At 67.4% G+C, this 17280-nt stretch carries 17 protein-coding genes; 6 read left to right on the top strand and 11 right to left on the bottom strand.

Going from position 1 to position 17280, the window contains the following annotated elements; genetic code table 11:
• The first annotated feature begins 1 nt into the window (after position 1).
• Both NP4_RS30110 and NP4_RS30105 read left to right on the top strand, forming a co-directional pair.
• Positions 2–310, top strand: coding sequence for a DUF3349 domain-containing protein (locus tag NP4_RS30110; protein ID WP_082876340.1), 309 nt, complete (start codon positions 2–4; stop codon positions 308–310).
• 32 nt (positions 311–342) lie between these two features.
• Positions 343–654: a DUF3349 domain-containing protein gene (locus tag NP4_RS30105; protein WP_068005195.1), complete on the top strand. Its 312-nt coding sequence runs from the start codon at positions 343–345 to the stop codon at positions 652–654.
• A gap of 28 nt (positions 655–682) precedes the next feature.
• Here the strand turns inward: NP4_RS30105 and NP4_RS30100 are convergent, their stop codons facing one another.
• Positions 683–1651 (bottom strand): CE1 family esterase, encoded by a 969-nt coding sequence (locus tag NP4_RS30100; protein WP_218023993.1) that lies wholly within the window; start codon positions 1649–1651, stop codon positions 683–685.
• A gap of 334 nt (positions 1652–1985) precedes the next feature.
• Positions 1986–4169: a malate synthase G gene (locus tag NP4_RS30095; protein WP_068005192.1), complete on the bottom strand. Its 2184-nt coding sequence runs from the start codon at positions 4167–4169 to the stop codon at positions 1986–1988.
• A gap of 149 nt (positions 4170–4318) precedes the next feature.
• Between NP4_RS30095 and NP4_RS30090 the strand changes: the two genes are divergently transcribed.
• From NP4_RS30090 to NP4_RS30080, 3 genes are read left to right on the top strand one after another with little or no spacing between them, the layout of a single operon-like run.
• Positions 4319–5062 carry an SDR family NAD(P)-dependent oxidoreductase gene (locus NP4_RS30090; RefSeq protein ID WP_068005190.1) on the top strand — a complete coding sequence of 248 codons (744 nt, stop codon included), beginning with the start codon at positions 4319–4321 and terminating at the stop codon, positions 5060–5062.
• Positions 5059–5688, top strand: coding sequence for a TetR/AcrR family transcriptional regulator (locus tag NP4_RS30085; protein WP_068005188.1), 630 nt, complete (start codon positions 5059–5061; stop codon positions 5686–5688). Before NP4_RS30090 ends, NP4_RS30085 begins: the two co-directional genes overlap by 4 nt.
• 2 nt (positions 5689–5690) lie before the next feature.
• Positions 5691–6980 carry an acyl-CoA dehydrogenase family protein gene (locus NP4_RS30080; RefSeq protein WP_068005186.1) on the top strand — a complete coding sequence of 430 codons (1290 nt, stop codon included), beginning with the start codon at positions 5691–5693 and terminating at the stop codon, positions 6978–6980.
• Between the two features lie 303 nt (positions 6981–7283).
• On the opposite strand, the gene NP4_RS30075 is transcribed toward NP4_RS30080, so the two are convergent.
• The 3 genes from NP4_RS30075 to NP4_RS30065 are packed head-to-tail and all read right to left on the bottom strand — an operon-like array spanning position 7284 to position 9593.
• Complete coding sequence (locus NP4_RS30075) at positions 7284–8006, bottom strand: hotdog fold domain-containing protein (protein ID WP_068005184.1); 723 nt, start codon at positions 8004–8006, stop codon at positions 7284–7286.
• Positions 8003–8770, bottom strand: coding sequence for an SDR family NAD(P)-dependent oxidoreductase (locus NP4_RS30070; RefSeq protein WP_068005182.1), 768 nt, complete (start codon positions 8768–8770; stop codon positions 8003–8005). The genes NP4_RS30075 and NP4_RS30070 overlap by 4 nt, the downstream gene beginning before the upstream one ends.
• A 10-nt stretch (positions 8771–8780) precedes the next feature.
• Entirely contained in the window at positions 8781–9593 is an 813-nt protein-coding gene (locus tag NP4_RS30065) for a GbsR/MarR family transcriptional regulator (protein WP_068005180.1), read from the bottom strand.
• 206 nt (positions 9594–9799) lie between these two features.
• Here NP4_RS30065 and NP4_RS30060 point away from each other — a divergent pair, with 206 nt between their 5' ends.
• Positions 9800–10978, top strand: coding sequence for a cytochrome P450 (locus tag NP4_RS30060; RefSeq protein ID WP_068005179.1), 1179 nt, complete (start codon positions 9800–9802; stop codon positions 10976–10978).
• 22 nt (positions 10979–11000) lie between these two features.
• On the opposite strand, the gene NP4_RS30055 is transcribed toward NP4_RS30060, so the two are convergent.
• From NP4_RS30055 to NP4_RS30030, 6 genes are all read right to left on the bottom strand, one after another.
• Positions 11001–11630 (bottom strand): DUF305 domain-containing protein, encoded by a 630-nt coding sequence (locus NP4_RS30055; protein WP_068005178.1) that lies wholly within the window; start codon positions 11628–11630, stop codon positions 11001–11003.
• Positions 11630–13207 (bottom strand): LVIVD repeat-containing protein, encoded by a 1578-nt coding sequence (locus NP4_RS30050; RefSeq protein ID WP_068005177.1) that lies wholly within the window; start codon positions 13205–13207, stop codon positions 11630–11632. The genes NP4_RS30055 and NP4_RS30050 overlap by 1 nt, the downstream gene beginning before the upstream one ends.
• A 148-nt stretch (positions 13208–13355) precedes the next feature.
• Positions 13356–13481, bottom strand: a complete 126-nt coding sequence (locus NP4_RS42855) for a hypothetical protein (protein ID WP_255285570.1) — start codon at positions 13479–13481, stop codon at positions 13356–13358.
• Between the two features lie 258 nt (positions 13482–13739).
• A complete protein-coding gene (locus NP4_RS30040) occupies positions 13740–14675 on the bottom strand; it encodes a 3-methyladenine DNA glycosylase (protein WP_068005174.1) in 936 nt (311 codons plus the stop codon).
• Entirely contained in the window at positions 14672–15736 is a 1065-nt protein-coding gene (locus tag NP4_RS30035) for a hemolysin family protein (RefSeq protein WP_068005173.1), read from the bottom strand. Before NP4_RS30035 ends, NP4_RS30040 begins: the two co-directional genes overlap by 4 nt.
• Positions 15729–17093 (bottom strand): hemolysin family protein, encoded by a 1365-nt coding sequence (locus NP4_RS30030; protein WP_068005311.1) that lies wholly within the window; start codon positions 17091–17093, stop codon positions 15729–15731. Before NP4_RS30030 ends, NP4_RS30035 begins: the two co-directional genes overlap by 8 nt.
• Between the last annotated feature and the right edge of the window lie 187 nt (positions 17094–17280).

Genomic DNA, 17280 nt, shown 5'->3' with positions numbered 1-17280 from the left:
TATGACGAGCCATCAATCCATTCTCGCCACGGTGCTGGCGTGGCTGCGGGCCGGATATCCGCACGGGGTCCCGAGGGAGGACTACGTCGCACTGTTCGCGGTGCTGCATCGTAAGCTGACCGAGCAGGAAGTGAACGAGATCGTCGACGAGCTCGTCCGCGACGGCACCGCCGCCGAGGTCCAGCGCGTCGACATCGAAGCGGCGATCGCCCGGCTTGCGTACGAAAAGCCCAGCCAGGACGATGTCACCCGGGTGGCGTCGCGACTGGCGGCCGGAGGGTGGCCGCTCGCGCACCCGTCCGATGCCTGAAACATAGTCGCCGCGAACGGAACTGGAGATCGATGCCGCTATCCGAATTCCTCGCCAAGGTCGTCGATTGGCTGCGCGCGGGCTATCCGCAGGGCGTGCCGGAGTCGGATTACCTGCCCCTGCTGGCGCTGCTGTCGCGGCGGTTGTCGCGGGAGGAGGTGCGGCAGGTGGCGTCCGCGCTCGTCGAGCAGGGGGCTGTCCCCGCCGAGCGGGCCGACGCCGGGGTGATCATCACCCGGCTGACCGACGAAATGCCGCGGGAATCGGATCTGGCGCGGGTGCGGGCGCATCTGGTGGCGGGCGGCTGGCCGGTGGACGACACCTGGCCGGAACCGCCCGCCTGAGTCGGCTTGTTCGGTTGCGCAGTGAATTTCAGGGCAGGATGTAGGAGCTCAGATAGTTCCACTGCGCGTCGCGTAGCGCGGCGGCCTTGGCCGGATCGGATGGCCAGCCGTGGGGTTCACCGGCCATGGTCTGCCAGACCTCGGTGATGCCTGCGGCGCAGGGGCTGTACTGGTAGATGGCCGACCAGTAGCCGACGTTGGTCTGCGTGGTGCTGGGATCGGTGGGGCAGCCGTTGCGGAGGTTCCACTGGTAGACGTTCTGGCGTCCGACCGGCTGCTGGGAGAACAGATCCTGATCGCCCTGATAGACGCCTACTGCGATCGGTCTGCTCGGATTGCACGGTGAGACCGGCACATTCAGGTGATAGATCCACTCCGTCAGCGGCGTCAGGCCCAGTACCGGCCCGAGGCCGAGTTTCAGCGCCGCGTCGAGGCTGCTCGCGCTGGGGACCGTGGCGTCGGAGCCCTCCCACGACACGGCGGCGGCGAAGACGTCCGGCGCGTCGCAGGCCATCCGATTGGCCATGATCGCGCCCTCGGAGAAGCCCCAGTTGTAGACGCGCTTCGCGTCGACACAGTACGAGCTCTTGATATCGGCGACAACGTTTTTCAGATACGCCACATCGAACGAGTCCTGATTGAAGAACCAGACGTTGCCGGGATAGATGATCGACCCGATCACCGGCCCGATGATCGGCAGCTGATCCGTCCGAACCAGGGTCCGGCTGTAGGCGACGATGAAGTGGTGGTCGGTCGCGTACTGATCCCAGCCGGTGTTCTGCTCGATGTTCTCGGCGGTGGCATTGGCCCCGTGGTTGAGGACCATCAGCGGAGCCGAACCGGTCAGGCCCGGCGGAACGTAGAGGATGTAGGTGCGGTCGACGTCGATCAGGCCGCCGTGTTCCAAGGGGAACGGGCTTTTGATGGTGTGTTCGACGGGTCCATTGGTAGGAGCCAACGTGCAGGCTTGGGCCTCGGCCGGGGCCGCCGGAGCCATAACCGCGAGGAAAACGATCCCGAGCGCGAGAGTAGCGATCGCGACCCCGATCCGCCGGAGCGAGGGCGCGAGTTTGAAGAGATGACTCATACCTGCTTATAGCCGTACCGATGAGTTTGTTAGCTGGGTCACAGGCAACGGGTGAACGCATCGCCATTTTCCCGATATCGATCCGACGGAGTACCGGGCCGATGCGGTGGTGACATTGACGACCGAGACAGCACCGGGCTGTGACTGCCGCTTCGCTCGACGACCTCTTCGTGGAGTAGTGCGGGCTGGGAAAAGGGATGTCCCCGGCCGCATCGCGGCCGAGGACATCACCTGAAGAGGACCGTCAGTTCTTCTCGGCCAATGCCTTTGCCTCGCGCCGACGCCGATGCAGGATGGGTTCGGTGTAGCCGTTGGGCTGGGTGGTGCCCTCGAGGATGAGTTCCTTGGCGGCCTGGAAGGCGACGCTGGCGGCGAAATCGGGGGACATGGGCTTGTAGGCCTTGTCGTTCGCGTTCTGGCGGTCGACGACCGGGGCCATGCGCTCGAGGCTTTCCACGACCTGGTCGGTGGTGACGATGCCGTGGCGCAGCCAGTTCGCCATGAGCTGGCTCGAAATGCGCAGGGTCGCACGGTCTTCCATGAGGGCGACATCGTGGATGTCGGGGACCTTGGAGCAGCCGACGCCCTGGTCGATCCAGCGGACGACGTAGCCGAGGATGGACTGGGAGTTGTTGTCCAGTTCGCTGCGGATCTCCTCGGGTGACCAGTTCGTCTCGGCCGCGAGCGGGATCTCGAGCAACTGGTCCACGCTCGCGCGCGGGCCGTCCTTGGCGATCTCGGCCTGCCGCTTGAACACGTCCACCAGGTGGTAGTGGGTGGCGTGCAGGGTCGCGGCGGTCGGCGAGGGCACCCACGCGGTGGTGGCGCCCGCGCGCGGGTGGCCGATCTTCTGCTCGAGCATGTCCTTCATCAGATCCGGCATGGCCCACATGCCCTTACCGATCTGCGCCTTGTGCGGAAGTCCGGTCGCCAGGCCCGTGTCGACGTTCCAGTCCTCGTAGGCCTTGATCCACTGCTGGGCCTTCATCTCGGCCTTGCGGACCATCGGCCCGGCCTCCATGGAGGTGTGGATCTCGTCGCCGGTGCGGTCGAGGAAGCCGGTGTTGATGAAGACCACGCGCTCCTTGGCGGCCGCGATACACGCCTTCAGGTTGACCGTGGTACGGCGCTCCTCGTCCATGATGCCGACCTTGAGGGTGTTGCGGGGCACGCCCAGCACATCCTCGATGCGGCCGAACAGCTCACTGGTGAAGGCCACCTCGTCCGGGCCGTGCATCTTCGGCTTCACGATGTAGACCGAGCCCTTGCGGGAGTTGCGCAGCTTCGCGTCGTCGCGCAGCGAATGCGTGGCGATCAGCGAGGTGATCAGGCCGTCGAGAATGCCCTCGGGCACCTCGTTGCCGTCCTTGTCGAGGATCGCGTCGGAGGTCATCAGATGACCCACATTGCGCACGAACAGCAGCGAACGCCCGTGCAGCACCAGCTCCGACCCGTCGAGCGCGGTGTAGACCCGGTCCGGATTCATGGTGCGGGTGAAGGTCTTGCCGCCCTTGGAAACCTCTTCGGACAGATCGCCCTTCATCAGGCCCAGCCAGTTGTGGTAGCAGAGCACCTTGTCCTCGGCGTCGACCGCCGCGACCGAATCCTCGAAGTCCATGATCGTGGTGACCGCGGACTCGATGAGCAGATCCTTCACGCCCGCGTCGTCGGTCTTACCGATCGGCGACTCGGGATCGATCTGGATCTCGATGTGCAGCCCGTTGTGCTTCAGCAGCACCGAGGTCGGATTCTCGGGCTCGCCGCGGTAGCCGACCAGCGCCGACGGATCGCCCAGGCCGATGGTGGTCTCGTCCTCGAGGGTGACCTCGAGCTCGCCGTCGACGATGGCGTATTTCTTGGAGCCGACATGCGAGCCGGTGATCAGCGGCACCGAATCGTCGAGGAAGTTGCGGGCCCATTCGATGACCTTGTCACCGCGGACCTTGTTGTAGCTCGTGCCCTTCTCCGCGCCGCCGGTCTCCGGGATGGCGTCGGTGCCGTACAGGGCGTCGTAGAGCGAGCCCCAGCGGGCATTGGCCGCGTTGATGGCGAATCGCGCGTTCATCACCGGCACGACCAGCTGCGGGCCCGCGGTGGTGGCGATCTCGTCGTCGACGTTCTGGGTCGCGATCTGGAAATCGGCCGGCTCGTCGCGCAGATAGCCGATTTCGGTGAGGTACCGCTTGTAGGCGGCCTTGTCGTAGCCGGCGCCGGGGTTCTCGGCATGCCAGGCATCGAGTTTGCCTTGGATCTCGTCGCGTTCGGCCAGCAGCGTGCGGTTGCGCGGCGCGAGGTCGTTGATGACCCGCTCGGCACCCGACCAGAACGCGGCGGAATCGACGCCGGAGCCGGGGAGCGCCTCGTTCTCGACGAACGTGTGCAGCACCTTCGCCACCTGAAGCCCGCCGACCTGAATCCGCTCTGTCATGTACTGCCTCATTTCGAGAAGCCGGATGGAAAAAGTACGCCTGTCATGTTACTCGGCGGTAGAAGTCGCCGGTTGTGGCCCTCGCCCTTGATTGTATCGGCCGGTACATTTAATGTACTGGTTGGAACATTTCTCCTGGGAGGCGCCCGATGGGTCTGGCGGACAAGGTCGTTGTGGTCACCGGCGGCAGCCGCGGTCTCGGCCGGGAGATGGTGCTCGCCTTCGCCGCGGCCGGAGCCGATGTGGTGATCGCCAGCCGTAAATTCGACGCCTGCGCCGAGTTGTCGAAGCGAGTGACCGAGGTCCATGGCCGCCGCGCACTTCCGGTGGCGTGCAATGTGAGCGAGTGGGCGCAGTGCGACGCGCTCGTACAAACCTGCTACGCCGAATTCGGCCGGGTCGACGTACTGGTGAACAATGCCGGGCTCTCGCCGCTGTATCCGAGTCTGGACCAGGTGAGCGAGGCGCTGTTCGACAAGGTCGTCGCCGTGAATCTCAAAGGGCCGTTCCGGCTTTCGGCCCTGATCGGCGCGCGGATGGCCGCGGCGGGCGGTGGCGCGATCATCAATGTGTCCTCCCTCGAGGCGGTCCGACCCGAACCGCTCGCGGTGCCCTACGCCGCGGCGAAGGCGGGTCTGAACGCCCTGACGCTCGGCCTGGCCCAGACCTATGGTCCGGCCGTGCGGGTCAATACGATTCAGTGCGGTCCGTTCGCGACCGACATCTCCGCCGCGTGGCCCGATGGCACGGCGGCCGAACTGGGCAAGCGCACCGCCGCGGGCCGGGTCGGCGAGCCGCACGAAATAGTCGGCGCGGCACTGTATTTCGCCGACTCCGCCGCCTCGGGCTACTGCTCCGGCGCGACGCTGGCCCTCGACGGCGGCTGGCGATGACCGCCGCGCCGGCCCGGCGACGCGGCCGACCACCGGCCGCGGCGGCGGAGCGGACCCGCGAACGCATCGTGCGCGCGGCAGTGGAACTGTTCGCGGAGAAGGGCTTTCACGGCACCGGCGTCGCCGAGATCGGCGACCGTGCCGATGTGCAACGCGGCGCGCTGTACTACCACATCGGCTCCAAGGAAGAATTGCTGTTCCAGATCCTGCGCGATTACACCGCGGTGATGCACGCCGAGGCGACTGCCATCGCCGCGAGCGCCGACGATCCGATCACCAAGCTGCGCAAGCTGATTCACAGCCATCTGCGCCTGGTCATCGAACATCGCCGCGAGGTCGCCATCCAGCTGCGCGACGTCTCCGCGCTGACCGGCGAGCGGGGTGCGCAACTCCAGGAGCTGCGCGATCTGATCCAGCGCCGCTGGCAGGATGTGATCGATGCCGGACGGGCCGCCGGGACGCTGCGCACCGCCGATCACGTCGTCACCAATGGCATTCTCGCCATGCTGAATTCGGTCACACTGTGGTATCGCCCGCACGGCGGGCGCAGCCCCGATCAAATCGCCGACATACTCGCCAGCACGGTCCTGGACGGACTCGTGGACACGACCGATACGAAAGGCTGATCATGGCTTGGGATTTCGAGACCGACCCGGAGTACCAGCGCAAACTGGACTGGGTCGCCGAATTCGTCCGCACGGAGGTCGAACCGCTCGATCTGATCGGACTCAATCCCTACAACAAGTCCGATCCGCAGGTGCGGTCGCTGCTGCGGCCGCTGCAGGAGCAGGTCAAGGAGCAGGGTCTGTGGGCCTGCCACCTCGGTCCCGAACTCGGCGGCCCCGGTTACGGACAGCTGAAACTGGCCCTGCTCAACGAGGTACTCGGCACCTCGGGGTGGGCGCCGATGGTATTCGGTTGTCAGGCGCCGGATTCCGGTAACGCCGAAATCCTCGCCCACTACGGCACCGACGAGCAGAAGGCGAAGTATCTGCAGCCGCTGCTCGACGGCGAGATCGGCTCCTGCTACGTGATGACCGAGCCCACCGGCGGATCGGATCCGACCTCGTTCAAGACCACCGCCGTGCGCGACGGCGACAGCTGGGTCATCAACGGCGAGAAGTGGTTCAACACCGCCGCCGAATTCGCGACGTTCCACATCGTCATGGTCGTCACGGCGCCCGACGCGCCGCCGCATCAGCGGCTGTCGATGTTCATCGTGCCCGCCGACACCCCGGGCGTGGAGATCGTGAAGAACTTCCAGGTGCACGGGTTCAGCGAGCACGAGGCGCATCTGCGGTTCACCGATGTGCGGGTGCCCGCCGATCATCTGCTGGGCGCGGAGGGACAGGGTTTCATCGTGGCGCAGACCCGCCTCGGCGGCGGGCGCGTACATCACGCCATGCGCACGGTCGCGTTGGTGCGCAAGGCTTTCGACATGATGTGCGAGCGCGCGGTGTCGCGGCCGATGGGCAACGGCGTACTCGGCGGCAAGCAGATGACCCAGGAGCGCATCGCCGATTCCTGGATCGAGATGGAACAGTTCCGGCTGCTGGTGCTGCGCACGGCCTGGCGCATCGATAGGGAGCAGAACTATCTGAAGGTGCGCAAGGACATCGCCGCGATCAAGGTCGCCATGCCCAAGGTCATGCACGACATCGCGCATCGGGCGATGCATCTGCACGGCGCGCTCGGCGTGAGCGAGGATCTGCCGTTCCTGGACATGCTGGCCTACGCCGAGGTGATGGCGATCGCGGACGGGCCCACCGAGGTGCACAAGATCACCCTCGCCAAGGAGGTGCTCAAGCAGTACGTCCCCGCGGATCCGGTGTACCCCAGCGGTTATCGCCCGGCGCTGCGCGAGCAGGCGCGCGAACTGGTCGCGCGCAGGCTCGAACACGCGGTGGGCAATCTGTAGAACTCAGCGATGGGCATGACGTGATGATTGTGCTTCCGATCGGAAGCGGCAAGGCCTGGGAAGTGAGGGCAAAACGCGTCGGCGTCGTGATGTTGCCGTTACCCTGGGCGCTGCAAGTGCACTCGCCGTAGTGAGGAATCCCATGGGTAGCACCGTGATCGATCTCGCCAATGTGCTCATCGCGCATATCAACGCATTCTGGGGCTGGGCCACCACCGGCTCGGCCGGTGCGCCGCCGCTGTGAGACGCTGACCGCGAGATACGCCGAATGCCACGGGAGACCGTGGCATTCGGCGTTTCGGGTTATTCGCGCGGTTCGATCCACAGCGCCTCGGCCGTCGCGCACGCGGTGCCGTCGGGGGTCGAGAGCGCCACGCCCACGGTGTATTTGCGACCCTGCGCCGCGATCGGCCAGGCGTGGACCAGATACTCCTCGCCCGCGCTGACCGGCTGGTAGCGGGTCACGCGCATGGCCGCGGTGACGGCCCCGGGGGCCATACCCGACACCGCGATCGCGACGCCGCCTCCCGGGCAATCCAGGGCGGACCAGATATTGGCCACCGGCAAGCGACCGTCGGCGTCGGCGAGTTCGCGATCGGGAATCCACGCCGCGGTCACCTGATCGCGCTCGCGCACACCCCACGGATACAGCCGCAGGCCGCGGCCCGGCGGGCAGGCATTGCCGCAGCCGTAGCAGTAGGGCATCGGCTGCCGGACCAGCGCGGCCTTCGCGGAGGCGGCCTTCGCCTCGGCCATCGAGGGCGGCTCCGGAATGGTCAGGCCCGCGTCGGTGTCGTGCAGCGCCTCGGCCAGCACGACGCCCGCCGCGTCGGACAGCGCCGCGCCCGAGGCGGTTTCGACGAGCAGCACGGGCGTTTCGACCGGTATGGGCCGCCGGAAATTCACCCGCACACTGTCGCCGCCCGCGCGCTGCGCGAGCAGTCCCGCGACATAGCCGCCGAACGCTACGCCCGGATAGCCCTGGATATGGCCGGGGATGGTGATGGTCTGCTCGTCCGCGCTCATCCGAGCTCGCCTCCGCCGCCGTCGACCGTGATCTTCTGGCCGGTGAGATATTCCGCGTCGGCCGACACCAGGAAGCGGACCGTATTGGCCACATCCTCGGGACGGCAGACCCGCCCGAAGGGCGACGCCGCGTCGAGCTGGCGGATGTCCTCGACACCGGCGACGGCCCGGACCAGGCGGCGGCCCATCTCGGTGTCGACCAGACCGGGCGCGACGATATTCACGCGAATACCGTTGCGGCGCTCCTCGTTCGCCAGGGTCAGCGCCAGCGCCTCGAGCGCGGCCTTGCCCATGGCATAGGGTGCGCTGCCCGCGGCGTGCTGGGCCACCGCGGTACTGGACACCATCACGATGTCGCCACGCGGGCGGGTGCGCATCGAGGGCAGCGCCAGCCGGGTGACGTGATGGGCGCCGAGCGCGTGGATGCCCAGTACGCGCTGCAGTTCGGCGGGATCGGTGTCGGCCACCGGGTTACCGCGGCTGGCGATTCCGGCATTGTTGACCAGGATGTCGATCGGGCCGAGTTCGTCGAGCACGCGGGCGACCATGCGCTCGTCGTCCTCGATCGAATCGACCGACGCGCGAACGGCGATCGCGCGCCGATCCAGCGCCTCGATCGCGGCCACCGTCGCGGCGGCCGCGTCGGCGTCGGTGCGATAGTTCACCGCCACATCCGCGCCGTCCGCGGCCAGTCCGAGTGCGATGGCCCGGCCGATTCCCCGCCCCGCGCCGGTCACCAGGGCGACGCGTCCGTGCAAACTCATGTCGCCGACGCTACCGGGCGAGCCGGTTGTCGACCAGATGGTCCGGTATCGGGACCGCGCCGCCGCAGTCCGGGCAGTGCAGCGCGGCCGGGGCGGTCGGGATGTCCGGATCGTAAGGTCGTGCGCCCGCGGCGTATTCGAGGAAGGCGTCCCAGCGGGACGCCCCGCGGGTATCGAGTCCGTACAGATTCTCGAAGCACCAGGCCATCTCCGTGAGCCGTGCCCCGGTCGGGGTCCGCGCTCCGAGCAGTTCCGCGCCGCGGCGGGCGGTGTCGGACAGGGTCTGGTTCAGCTCGGCGCTGATCGAGCAGGCGCGGGACCAGACATCGCGGCCGACGCGGTAGCGCTCGCGGCGCCCGTCGCGCTCGCGCAGGACCAGGCCGACATCGGTGAGATAGCCCATCGCCTTGGAGATCGAGGCGGGGCTGACCCGTAGCGCGGCGGACAGTTCGGCGGCGGTGTGATCCTCGGCGTCGGACAGGAACATGCGGATGAAGACCCGGGAGGCCATGCGCGGCAAACCCATTCGCACCATGACGAGGGTCAGTCCCGCGTCGACGGCGGCGAGTGCGCCATCGTCGGCGGGTGGGGCGTCGATCGGCGGCGTGGTCGTGGCGGGCGGTCTGCGTCGCGCGCGCTGCTGGGTGGCGCGTTGCGCGGGTTCTGCCCGGTAGTTGCCCGGGCCGCCGTTGCGGGCGATCTCGCGGCTGATGGTGGAGGTCGGGCGGTTGATGCGGCGCGCGATCTCGGCGTAGGTGAGTCCGGCGGACAGGCCCGCGGTGATCTGGCGACGTTCGGGATAGGCGAGTCGGCTGCCGGGCATGGGTTGCTCCTGAGGTCGGCGGTCGCCTCCAGGGTGACATTCGTCGGCAGCTCATTGCAACGGATTTGCGATCGAATTGCATTATCCCGCACGGTCATTGCAACAAAGCGACATGAGATGGCGTGCTGTCCTGGTGATTTACGAATTACTTCATTGCCGGTGCGTTGAACGGTTCCTACCGTGAGATCAGCGACCGAGGAGGATAGATGACCGAAATACCCAGTGACACAGTGACATTACCGCTCATTCGTGATGCGAGACGGCCGTTCGAACTGCCGCCGGGGCTGACCGAACTACCCGCGCTGGCACGAATGCGTTTTCCGGACGGCCATCTGGGTTGGCTGGTGACGAGTCACGAGCTGGTCCGGGCGGTGCTGGCCGATCCGCGCTTCAGCTCGCGCTACGAACTGCTGCACGATCCGTTCCACGATGCGGGCGGCGCGCTGAGTCCCGCCCCGAGTGGCGATCTCAGCGGCGTCGACGCGCCCGAGCACACCCGGCTGCGGCGCGCGGTGGCCTCGCGGTTCACCGTGCGGCGGATGGGACTGCTCACCGAGCGCATCCGGCAGATCTGCGCGCATCATCTGGACGCGATGCGGCGGCAGGGCCCGGTCGTGGATCTGGTCGCCGCGTACGCGCAGCCGGTGCCCGCGCTGACCATCTGCGAGTTGCTCGGCGTGCCCTATGACGATCACGAGTTCTTCCAACGCCAGGTGTCGGAGGTGATGGAGCCCGAGTCGATGGAACAGCTGGGGCAGGCGTGGAATCGGTTGGCGGACTACATCGCTCGGCTGGCCGTGGCCAAGCGCGCCGCGCCCACCGACGATGTGCTCAGCGAGCTCACCGGAACCGATCTCGACGACGCGGAACTGGCGGGTCTGGGCACCTTCCTGCTCGGCGCGGGACTCGAGACCACGCGCAATATGATCGCGTTCGGTGTGTTGGTCCTGCTGGATCGTCCGGATCAACTCGCGCTGCTGCGCGCGGATCCGGAGCTGTGGGATTCGGCGGTGGAGGAGCTGCTGCGCTATCTGTCGATCGCGCACACCAATGCCCGCACCGCGCTCGAGGATGTCGAATTGGGCGGGCAGACGATCGAAGCGGGAACCACGGTGGCGCTGTCCATGGCCGCCGCCAATCGCGATCCGCATCGGTTCGAGGATCCGAACGTTCTGGATGTGCGGCGGCGCGCGACCGGACATGTGGCCTTCGGGCACGGCGCGCATCTGTGCCTGGGGCATCAGCTGGCCCGGGTGGAGCTGCGGGTTGCCCTGCCCGCGTTGCTGTCCCGGTTCCCCGATCTGGCTCTGGCGGTCGAGCCGGGCGAGGTGCCGCTGCGCCACGGCAATGTGCACGGGGTGCGGCGGTTGCCGGTGCGCTGGTAGGGCTGCGCCGCGTTCGCGGGGGTTACGGAAGTGGCTGTGCGCCAAGCTGATTCAGCATCACCGCCATCAGACCCAGTTCTTGGCTCTGGCCGCTGAGCATGCCGCGCGCGGCCTCTTTGACCGGGCCCGAGTGGATTTCGGCGTCCGCGGCGCGGGCCATGGCGATGCCGCCCTGGTGGTGGCGGTACATCAGTTGCAGGAACAGGACCTCCGCGTCGCGGCCGCGGGCGGTGGCCAGCCGGTCGAGCTCGGCCATGGACGCGAGGCCGGGCATGGTGGTCATTTCCGGCGGCGCGGGCGGGGTCGAACCGTGGTGCGCGGCAACGGTATCGCTCATCCAGGCCATCGGACGGCGAGCGGTGGGGGAGGCATCGGCCAGCCGCAGCCAGCCCAGCATGGTGCCGATCTCGGTGCGCTGGGTCTGATCTATTTGCTGGGCCACCCGCCACACCGCCGGATCGACGCCCGGATCCAGCCGCGCCACCATCAGGATCGCCTGCTGGTGGTGGGCGGTCATGTCCTGGGCGAAGCCGATCTCGGTATCGCTGAGAATCGGTGGGGGGGTTGCGTTGTCGGGGAGTATCAGCGGTCGCAGGGCCGCGCCCATGACGAGCAGGATCACCGCCGCGGCGGCGTAGGCCAGGGCGCGCATCACGAACCGACGATCGAATGCTGGTCCGGCGGCGGCGAATACACGTCGTTGTCGAGTTGCAGCACCATGAAACCGTTGTCGTTGCAGGTCGTCCACAGCTGGCTGCCGTGCCATTCCGGCGGGGCGAAACACCAGTCGGAGGACACATCGCCGAAGGCGAGCATGCCGGTGCGCTGCGACAGTGCCTGTGCCGGATCGAACTGCCCGTTGAGCACCGCGCGTGCCATCGAGAAGCCCTGCATCACCGGCGGACCGATGATCGAGGCCAGCGCGTGCGGGGAGTTCCACAGGTCCAGGTTCTGTCCGGTGCGCGCGGGTGGGTTGTAGTAGGCGATCTCGTGCACGTCGAACGGGTCGCGCACATCGAAGACGCGGATGCCCGAGGATTCCCAGCCGCAGGCCAGCGCCGTGGGATCGTCGGGACGGTCGGCCGCACAGTAGTGCGGATCGTAGGAGAACGCCGATCCGCCCATCGCCGAGGCCAATTGGCTGTCGAGATTGGCGGGCAGGTTGATCTCGAGTTTGATTTTGGCGGCGACCTTCGGGTTGTTCTCATCGGAGATATCGACGAGCTTCACCCCGCCGGAACCGCCCTCGTCGACGGTGAACAGATACGGCTTGCCGTCGTAGGTCACCGGGACGCTGTGCTGAGTGGCCCAGCCGTCGGTCCAGAACACCCGGCCGATGTGGTTGACCTGCGGATTGGGATCGCGGCGCTGGACGGCGCTGATATCGAGCACGGTGAATCCGCCGAGCGCGGACAGGTACATGCGATTGCCGTCGGGGCTGATGCCGAAGCCGTGCGCCTCGATACCGGTCAGGCCCTGCCAGATCACATGGGGATTGGTCGGATCGGTGAGATCGACGGCGCTGACGAAACCGGGGGCGATGCCCGAGGACCAGTAGGTGCGACCGTCGGGTGAGAAGCCGCCCTCGTGGGTCGTGATGGGCAGCGGCATGGCCAGATTGGTGCCCGAGCCGGGATTGAGCAGCCGGGGATGGGCGCAGTCGGAGATGTCGTAGACCGACAGGTAGCCGACGCCGGTGCCGACCGGAACGCCTGTGCCCACCAGCAGCTTTCGCTCGGCGTTGACCTTCAGGCTCTCCCAGGTGCCCTGCAGCATGGCCGGTTCGGTGAGCGATCCGGTCAGCACCGGATGCGCCGGATCGGCGACATCGATGACCTGCACGCCCTGTGCCGGATCGAGCAGATTGCCCGGGAAGAACGAGCCGGTGTAGGAGCAGTGGTCATAGGTGGTGGAGGTGATGCCGCCGCCGTGACCGACGAACCCGCCGACCCGCGACATATTGCAGCTGTACCCGCGCGCACTGCGCCCGCTCCCGCGATCGCCCGCCGGAACATCGCCCTGCAGACCGGTTTCCGGCATCGACCCCGGCCCACAGTCGGCCCGAGGCACCGACACCTGACCCACATCGAGGAACTGCCGAACCTGATCGGCGATATCGGACCGCAGATCCGCCGACGCGCCGCCCAGCGGCAACACGGCCGCCCCGAGCAGCGATACCGCCAGTACGATCAGCGTCCGCGACCGCCGAAACCTGTTGAACCGCAACATTGCGGCACCCCCAACCTTCGAACCTCAACCCGCCGCCACGCATCCCGCGTTTCCGCGTACCGCCGGTTACGTCAATACGTCGAAACGGTAACCCATTCATCGTCTCGAGCGAGGGGTTTTGGGAAAGTGATCGTGTTGGGAGATGTCACTACTGCGGGCGGAGGATCACATGTTCCTGTAGTTCGGACTCGGCCGTGGGATCGCCGGTGAAGCGGAATCGGCTGCGGCCGTCCCGCTGTGATGTGGTCGAGGACATCTGGCCCGTGAAAGTCATTGTCGTCGACTGTGTTCCACCCGGTACGTCCCAGGTGTCGCGGCAGGTCAGGGTGCTCGTCCGGCCGATCCGGCCGATCAGGTGGCAATCCAGGATCCGCTTTCCGTCGGGCCGGAAGTCCACGCTGACCAAATGGAAGTCGTCACCGAGCCTGGTGAGGCCGCCCACCCACGTCTTGCCTCGGCTCGATTCGAGGATCCAGTTGCCCGATCGGTCGGAGTCGGCGGGGGCGGATCGAAGCCGTGTAGCACGGCAATCCTACGGCACCACCGGTGCGAGCAGGTTCGTGCAGTGCGCGAGCAGCCGCGCGCGCAGCGGTGCGGCCTGTTCGGCCAGCTCAGCCTGACCTCGGACGTACTCGGCGCGGCCGGAGGGGGTTTCGATGGGGACCGGGGTGTAGCCGAAGTCGGTGAGGTCGTAGGGGCTGGCTCGCATGTCGAGTTCGCGGGCGGTGCAGGAGAGTTCGAAGCAGTCCAGCAGAAGGGTGGAGTCTATGAGGGGGACCAGTTTGAAGGCCCATTTGTAGAGGTCCATGTTGGCGTGTAGGCAGCCGGGCTGTTCGCGGGTGAGTTGGTCGTCGCGGGTCAGGGGGGCGGCGTTGCGGGGGAGGGCGTCGGGGGTGAAGAAGCGGTAGGCGTCGAAATGGGTGCAGCGTAAAGGCATCGACTCGACGACCGCGTCGGTGCCGGTCCGGCCCAGGCGCAGGGGGACCTGGTGGTGGCGGACGTCGTCGGTGCGGTAGACCATGGCCCACTCGTGCAGGCCGAAACAGGACAGATGGGTGGGGCGGGTAGCGGTGGCGCGCAACAGGTTCGCGATGAAATCGACCGTGTCGCGGCGTTTGGCCAGGAAGGCCGGGTCGGCGGCCCACACCCGTGGAGCTGGCCCGCTGTCGGGTCCTGCCGTGATCGTCTCCGCGCCAGGCCTGCCGGAGGACTCTGCCGGAAGCTCGCGATAGCCCCGGGAACCGGCGTACTCGGCGGCATTCTCCAGCCCGACCCCGTAGCCCGGATGCCACCTGCGCAGCTGTGCGGGCTTGTGGCCGTAGTAGGTGAACAGGAAGTCGATCACCGGATGCTTCGTCCCGGCCGCGCGGCGTTCCACGTACGGCCCGATCAGCTGGTTCACCCGGTCTCGATGCGTCGCTGCCCGAGCACGCCATTCGTGCTCGGGGACGACCTCGAGAAGCGTCATTCCGCGATCCGGTGGGTGGCGTCGCGGACCGTGCCCACGAACTCCTCCACCAGATCCTCGAGCGCGACGATGCCGACGGTATTGCCGCGCGAGTCGATCACGCGGCCGAGATGACTGCTGGTGCGGCGCAGGCGGGCCAGCGCCTCGTAGAGCGTGGTGCCCATGCTGACCGTGGGCAGCGGGCGGATATCGGTGCGCGGGATCGGCGTGGACGGGCCCGCCGAATCGTCGGCGACCTTGTCCAGCACATCCTTCACATGCAGATAGCCGACCAGCGAACCGTCGGAGGTGCGGACCGGATAGCGGGAGAAACCGGTCTCGGCCACCGCGGTCTCGATATCGCCCAGGGTGGTGCCGTCGCCGCGCAGCGGGACACAGCGCGTCTTGGCCAGCGGCACCATGACATCGGCGATGATGCGATCGGTGGTGCCCAGCGCCTGGGTGAGTCGGCGGTGCTCCTCCTCGTCGAGCAGGCCCTCGGAACGGGATTCACCGATCATCTCGGCCAATTCGACCGTGGAGACCGTGGCGTCGAGTTCGTCCTTGGGTTCGATGCGCAGGGCCCGCAGGGTCAGATTCGCGGCCATGTTGTACAGCGTGATCAGCGGCCGTGCCAGGCGCAGCCAGAGCAGCAGCAGCGGAACCAGCAGCAGCGCAACCCGTTCCGGTCCGGCCAGCGCGATGTTCTTGGGGATCATCTCGCCCAGCAGCATGTGCAGCATCACCACCACGGCCAGCGCCAGCGCGAACGCGATGGGGTGCAGCAATTCGTCGGGCACGCCGAGCAGAGCGAACGGCCGCTCCAACAGATGCGAGGCCGCCGGTTCGCCGATGCGGCCCAGCAGCAGTGAGCAGATCGTGACGCCCAGTTGCGCCGCGGCCAGCATCATCGATAGGTGCTCACCGGCGCGGATGACCGTATTCGCGCCCCGTTTGCCCTGGGCGGCAAGCCCTTCCAGGCGGTCGCGGCGCGCGGTGATGAGCGCGAATTCCGCGCCGACGAAGAACGCGTTGCCCGCGAGCAGCGCCAGCGCCAGCAGAATGCCGAACAGATCACCCATGGCTGAGCTCCCAGGTCTGCAGCGCGTCGGCGTCGACGGGCCGGATCAGCACGCGGTCGATGCGGCGGCCCTCCATGCGTTCCACGCGGGCGAGCCAGCCGCCGGTGGTCTGGCCGCCGTGGTTGGGTTCGGGCAGCTGCACCTCGTCGCCGGCGACCGGTATGCGACCCAGCCGGGTGAGCACCAGGCCGCCGAGGGTTTCGTATTCGCCCTCGGGGGCGTCGTAACCGGTGGTGCGGGAGACCTCATCGATGCGCATGAGACCCGAGCAGTTCCAGCCCGCGGCCGTGCGGCGCACGTCGAGTTCCTCCTCGTCGTGCTCGTCGCGGACGTCGCCGAGGATCTCCTCGATGATGTCCTCCATGGTGACCAGGCCCGCGGTGCCGCCGTATTCGTCGACGACGAGGGCGACCTGCATACCGTCGGCGCGCACGCGTTCGAGCACGGTGTCGCCGTCGAGGCTGGCCGGAACGATGGGCACCGGATGGGCGATCGAGCGCAGTTTGACCCGCCCGCGCTGCGAAACCGGATGCAGGAACGCCTGTTTGATGTGCACCACGCCGAGGGTGTCGTCCAGATCGCCGTCGATGACCGGGAAGCGGGAGAAGCCGGTGCGGCTCGCGGCGGCGATGAGGTCGGCGACCGTATCGTCCTGATCGAGGGTTTCGATCTTCACCCGGGGCGTCATGAGTTCCTCGGCGCTGCGCTCACCGAATTCCAGGGAGCGGTCCACCACCATCGCCGTGCGCTGATCCAGCACGCCGCGCTTGGCCGAGGTGCGCACCAGCGAGCCGAGCTCCTGCGGGGAGCGCGCCGAACGCAATTCCTCGGCGGGTTCGATGCCCAATTGGCGGACCACCCAGTTGGCGCTGCCGTTGAGGAAGCGGATCAGCCAGGCGAAGGTCGTGGAGAAGAAGATCATCGGCGCGGCGGTCCACCGGGCGGTGGTCAGCGGCGCGGAGATGGCGATGTTCTTGGGCACCAACTCGCCGTAGGTCATCGACAGTGAGGTGGCCAGCACCAGGGCCACCGCCAGCGAAATGCCGTGCGCGGTGGAGGCATTCGCGCCCAGCGTGGTGCACAGCGGTTCGATCAGCCGGGCCAGGACGGGCTCGGCGATATAACCGGTGACCAGGGTGGTGATGGTGATGCCGAGCTGGGCGCCCGACAGCTGGAACGACAGGGTGCGATGCGCCTGGCGAACCTGGCGGGCGCGCAGATCACCGTCTCTGGCATGCGCCTCGACGGTGCTGCGTTCCAGTGCGGTGAGGGAGAATTCGGCGGCGACGAACAGCGCGGTCCCCGCGGTGAGTGCGATGAAACCCACCAGGCTGAGCACCGTGAGCACGACGGTCACTGTCAGCACCACCCCGCGACGGCGGGAGGAACTGCGGAATCGGAGGCGCCGGGTTGGTCACCCGGCTCGGTAGAGGAGCCCTCCTGTGTGGCGCCCTTGGACGCGGGTGACAACTGGTTCCTTTCGCAGGTGGGAGTGTGCTACGCGCTCGGTCTCGTATCGCGAGACGGCTCGGATGTCCCACATG

This window comes from Nocardia pseudobrasiliensis NBRC 108224 (assembly GCF_001613105.1).
In the GTDB taxonomy this organism is placed as follows: domain Bacteria; phylum Actinomycetota; class Actinomycetes; order Mycobacteriales; family Mycobacteriaceae; genus Nocardia; species Nocardia pseudobrasiliensis.
This window is presented reverse-complemented; position numbering and strand designations above follow the sequence as displayed.

Coding starts and splice junctions, on each gene's coding strand:
- NP4_RS30035 (WP_068005173.1), bottom strand. CDS start 15,736: ATGGGTGATCTGTTCGGCATTCTGCTGGCGCTGGCGCTGCTCGCGGGC.
- NP4_RS42855 (WP_255285570.1), bottom strand. CDS start 13,481: ATGACTTTCACGGGCCAGATGTCCTCGACCACATCACAGCGGGACGGC.
- NP4_RS30100 (WP_218023993.1), bottom strand. CDS start 1,651: ATGGCTCCGGCGGCCCCGGCCGAGGCCCAAGCCTGCACGTTGGCTCCT.
- NP4_RS30055 (WP_068005178.1), bottom strand. CDS start 11,630: ATGCGCGCCCTGGCCTACGCCGCCGCGGCGGTGATCCTGCTCGTCATG.
- NP4_RS30040 (WP_068005174.1), bottom strand. CDS start 14,675: ATGACGCTTCTCGAGGTCGTCCCCGAGCACGAATGGCGTGCTCGGGCA.
- NP4_RS30105 (WP_068005195.1), top strand. CDS start 343: ATGCCGCTATCCGAATTCCTCGCCAAGGTCGTCGATTGGCTGCGCGCG.
- NP4_RS30075 (WP_068005184.1), bottom strand. CDS start 8,006: ATGAGCGCGGACGAGCAGACCATCACCATCCCCGGCCATATCCAGGGC.
- NP4_RS30110 (WP_082876340.1), top strand. CDS start 2: ATGACGAGCCATCAATCCATTCTCGCCACGGTGCTGGCGTGGCTGCGG.
- NP4_RS30090 (WP_068005190.1), top strand. CDS start 4,319: ATGGGTCTGGCGGACAAGGTCGTTGTGGTCACCGGCGGCAGCCGCGGT.
- NP4_RS30080 (WP_068005186.1), top strand. CDS start 5,691: ATGGCTTGGGATTTCGAGACCGACCCGGAGTACCAGCGCAAACTGGAC.
- NP4_RS30065 (WP_068005180.1), bottom strand. CDS start 9,593: ATGCCCGGCAGCCGACTCGCCTATCCCGAACGTCGCCAGATCACCGCG.
- NP4_RS30085 (WP_068005188.1), top strand. CDS start 5,059: ATGACCGCCGCGCCGGCCCGGCGACGCGGCCGACCACCGGCCGCGGCG.
- NP4_RS30060 (WP_068005179.1), top strand. CDS start 9,800: ATGACCGAAATACCCAGTGACACAGTGACATTACCGCTCATTCGTGAT.
- NP4_RS30070 (WP_068005182.1), bottom strand. CDS start 8,770: ATGAGTTTGCACGGACGCGTCGCCCTGGTGACCGGCGCGGGGCGGGGA.
- NP4_RS30095 (WP_068005192.1), bottom strand. CDS start 4,169: ATGACAGAGCGGATTCAGGTCGGCGGGCTTCAGGTGGCGAAGGTGCTG.
- NP4_RS30050 (WP_068005177.1), bottom strand. CDS start 13,207: ATGTTGCGGTTCAACAGGTTTCGGCGGTCGCGGACGCTGATCGTACTG.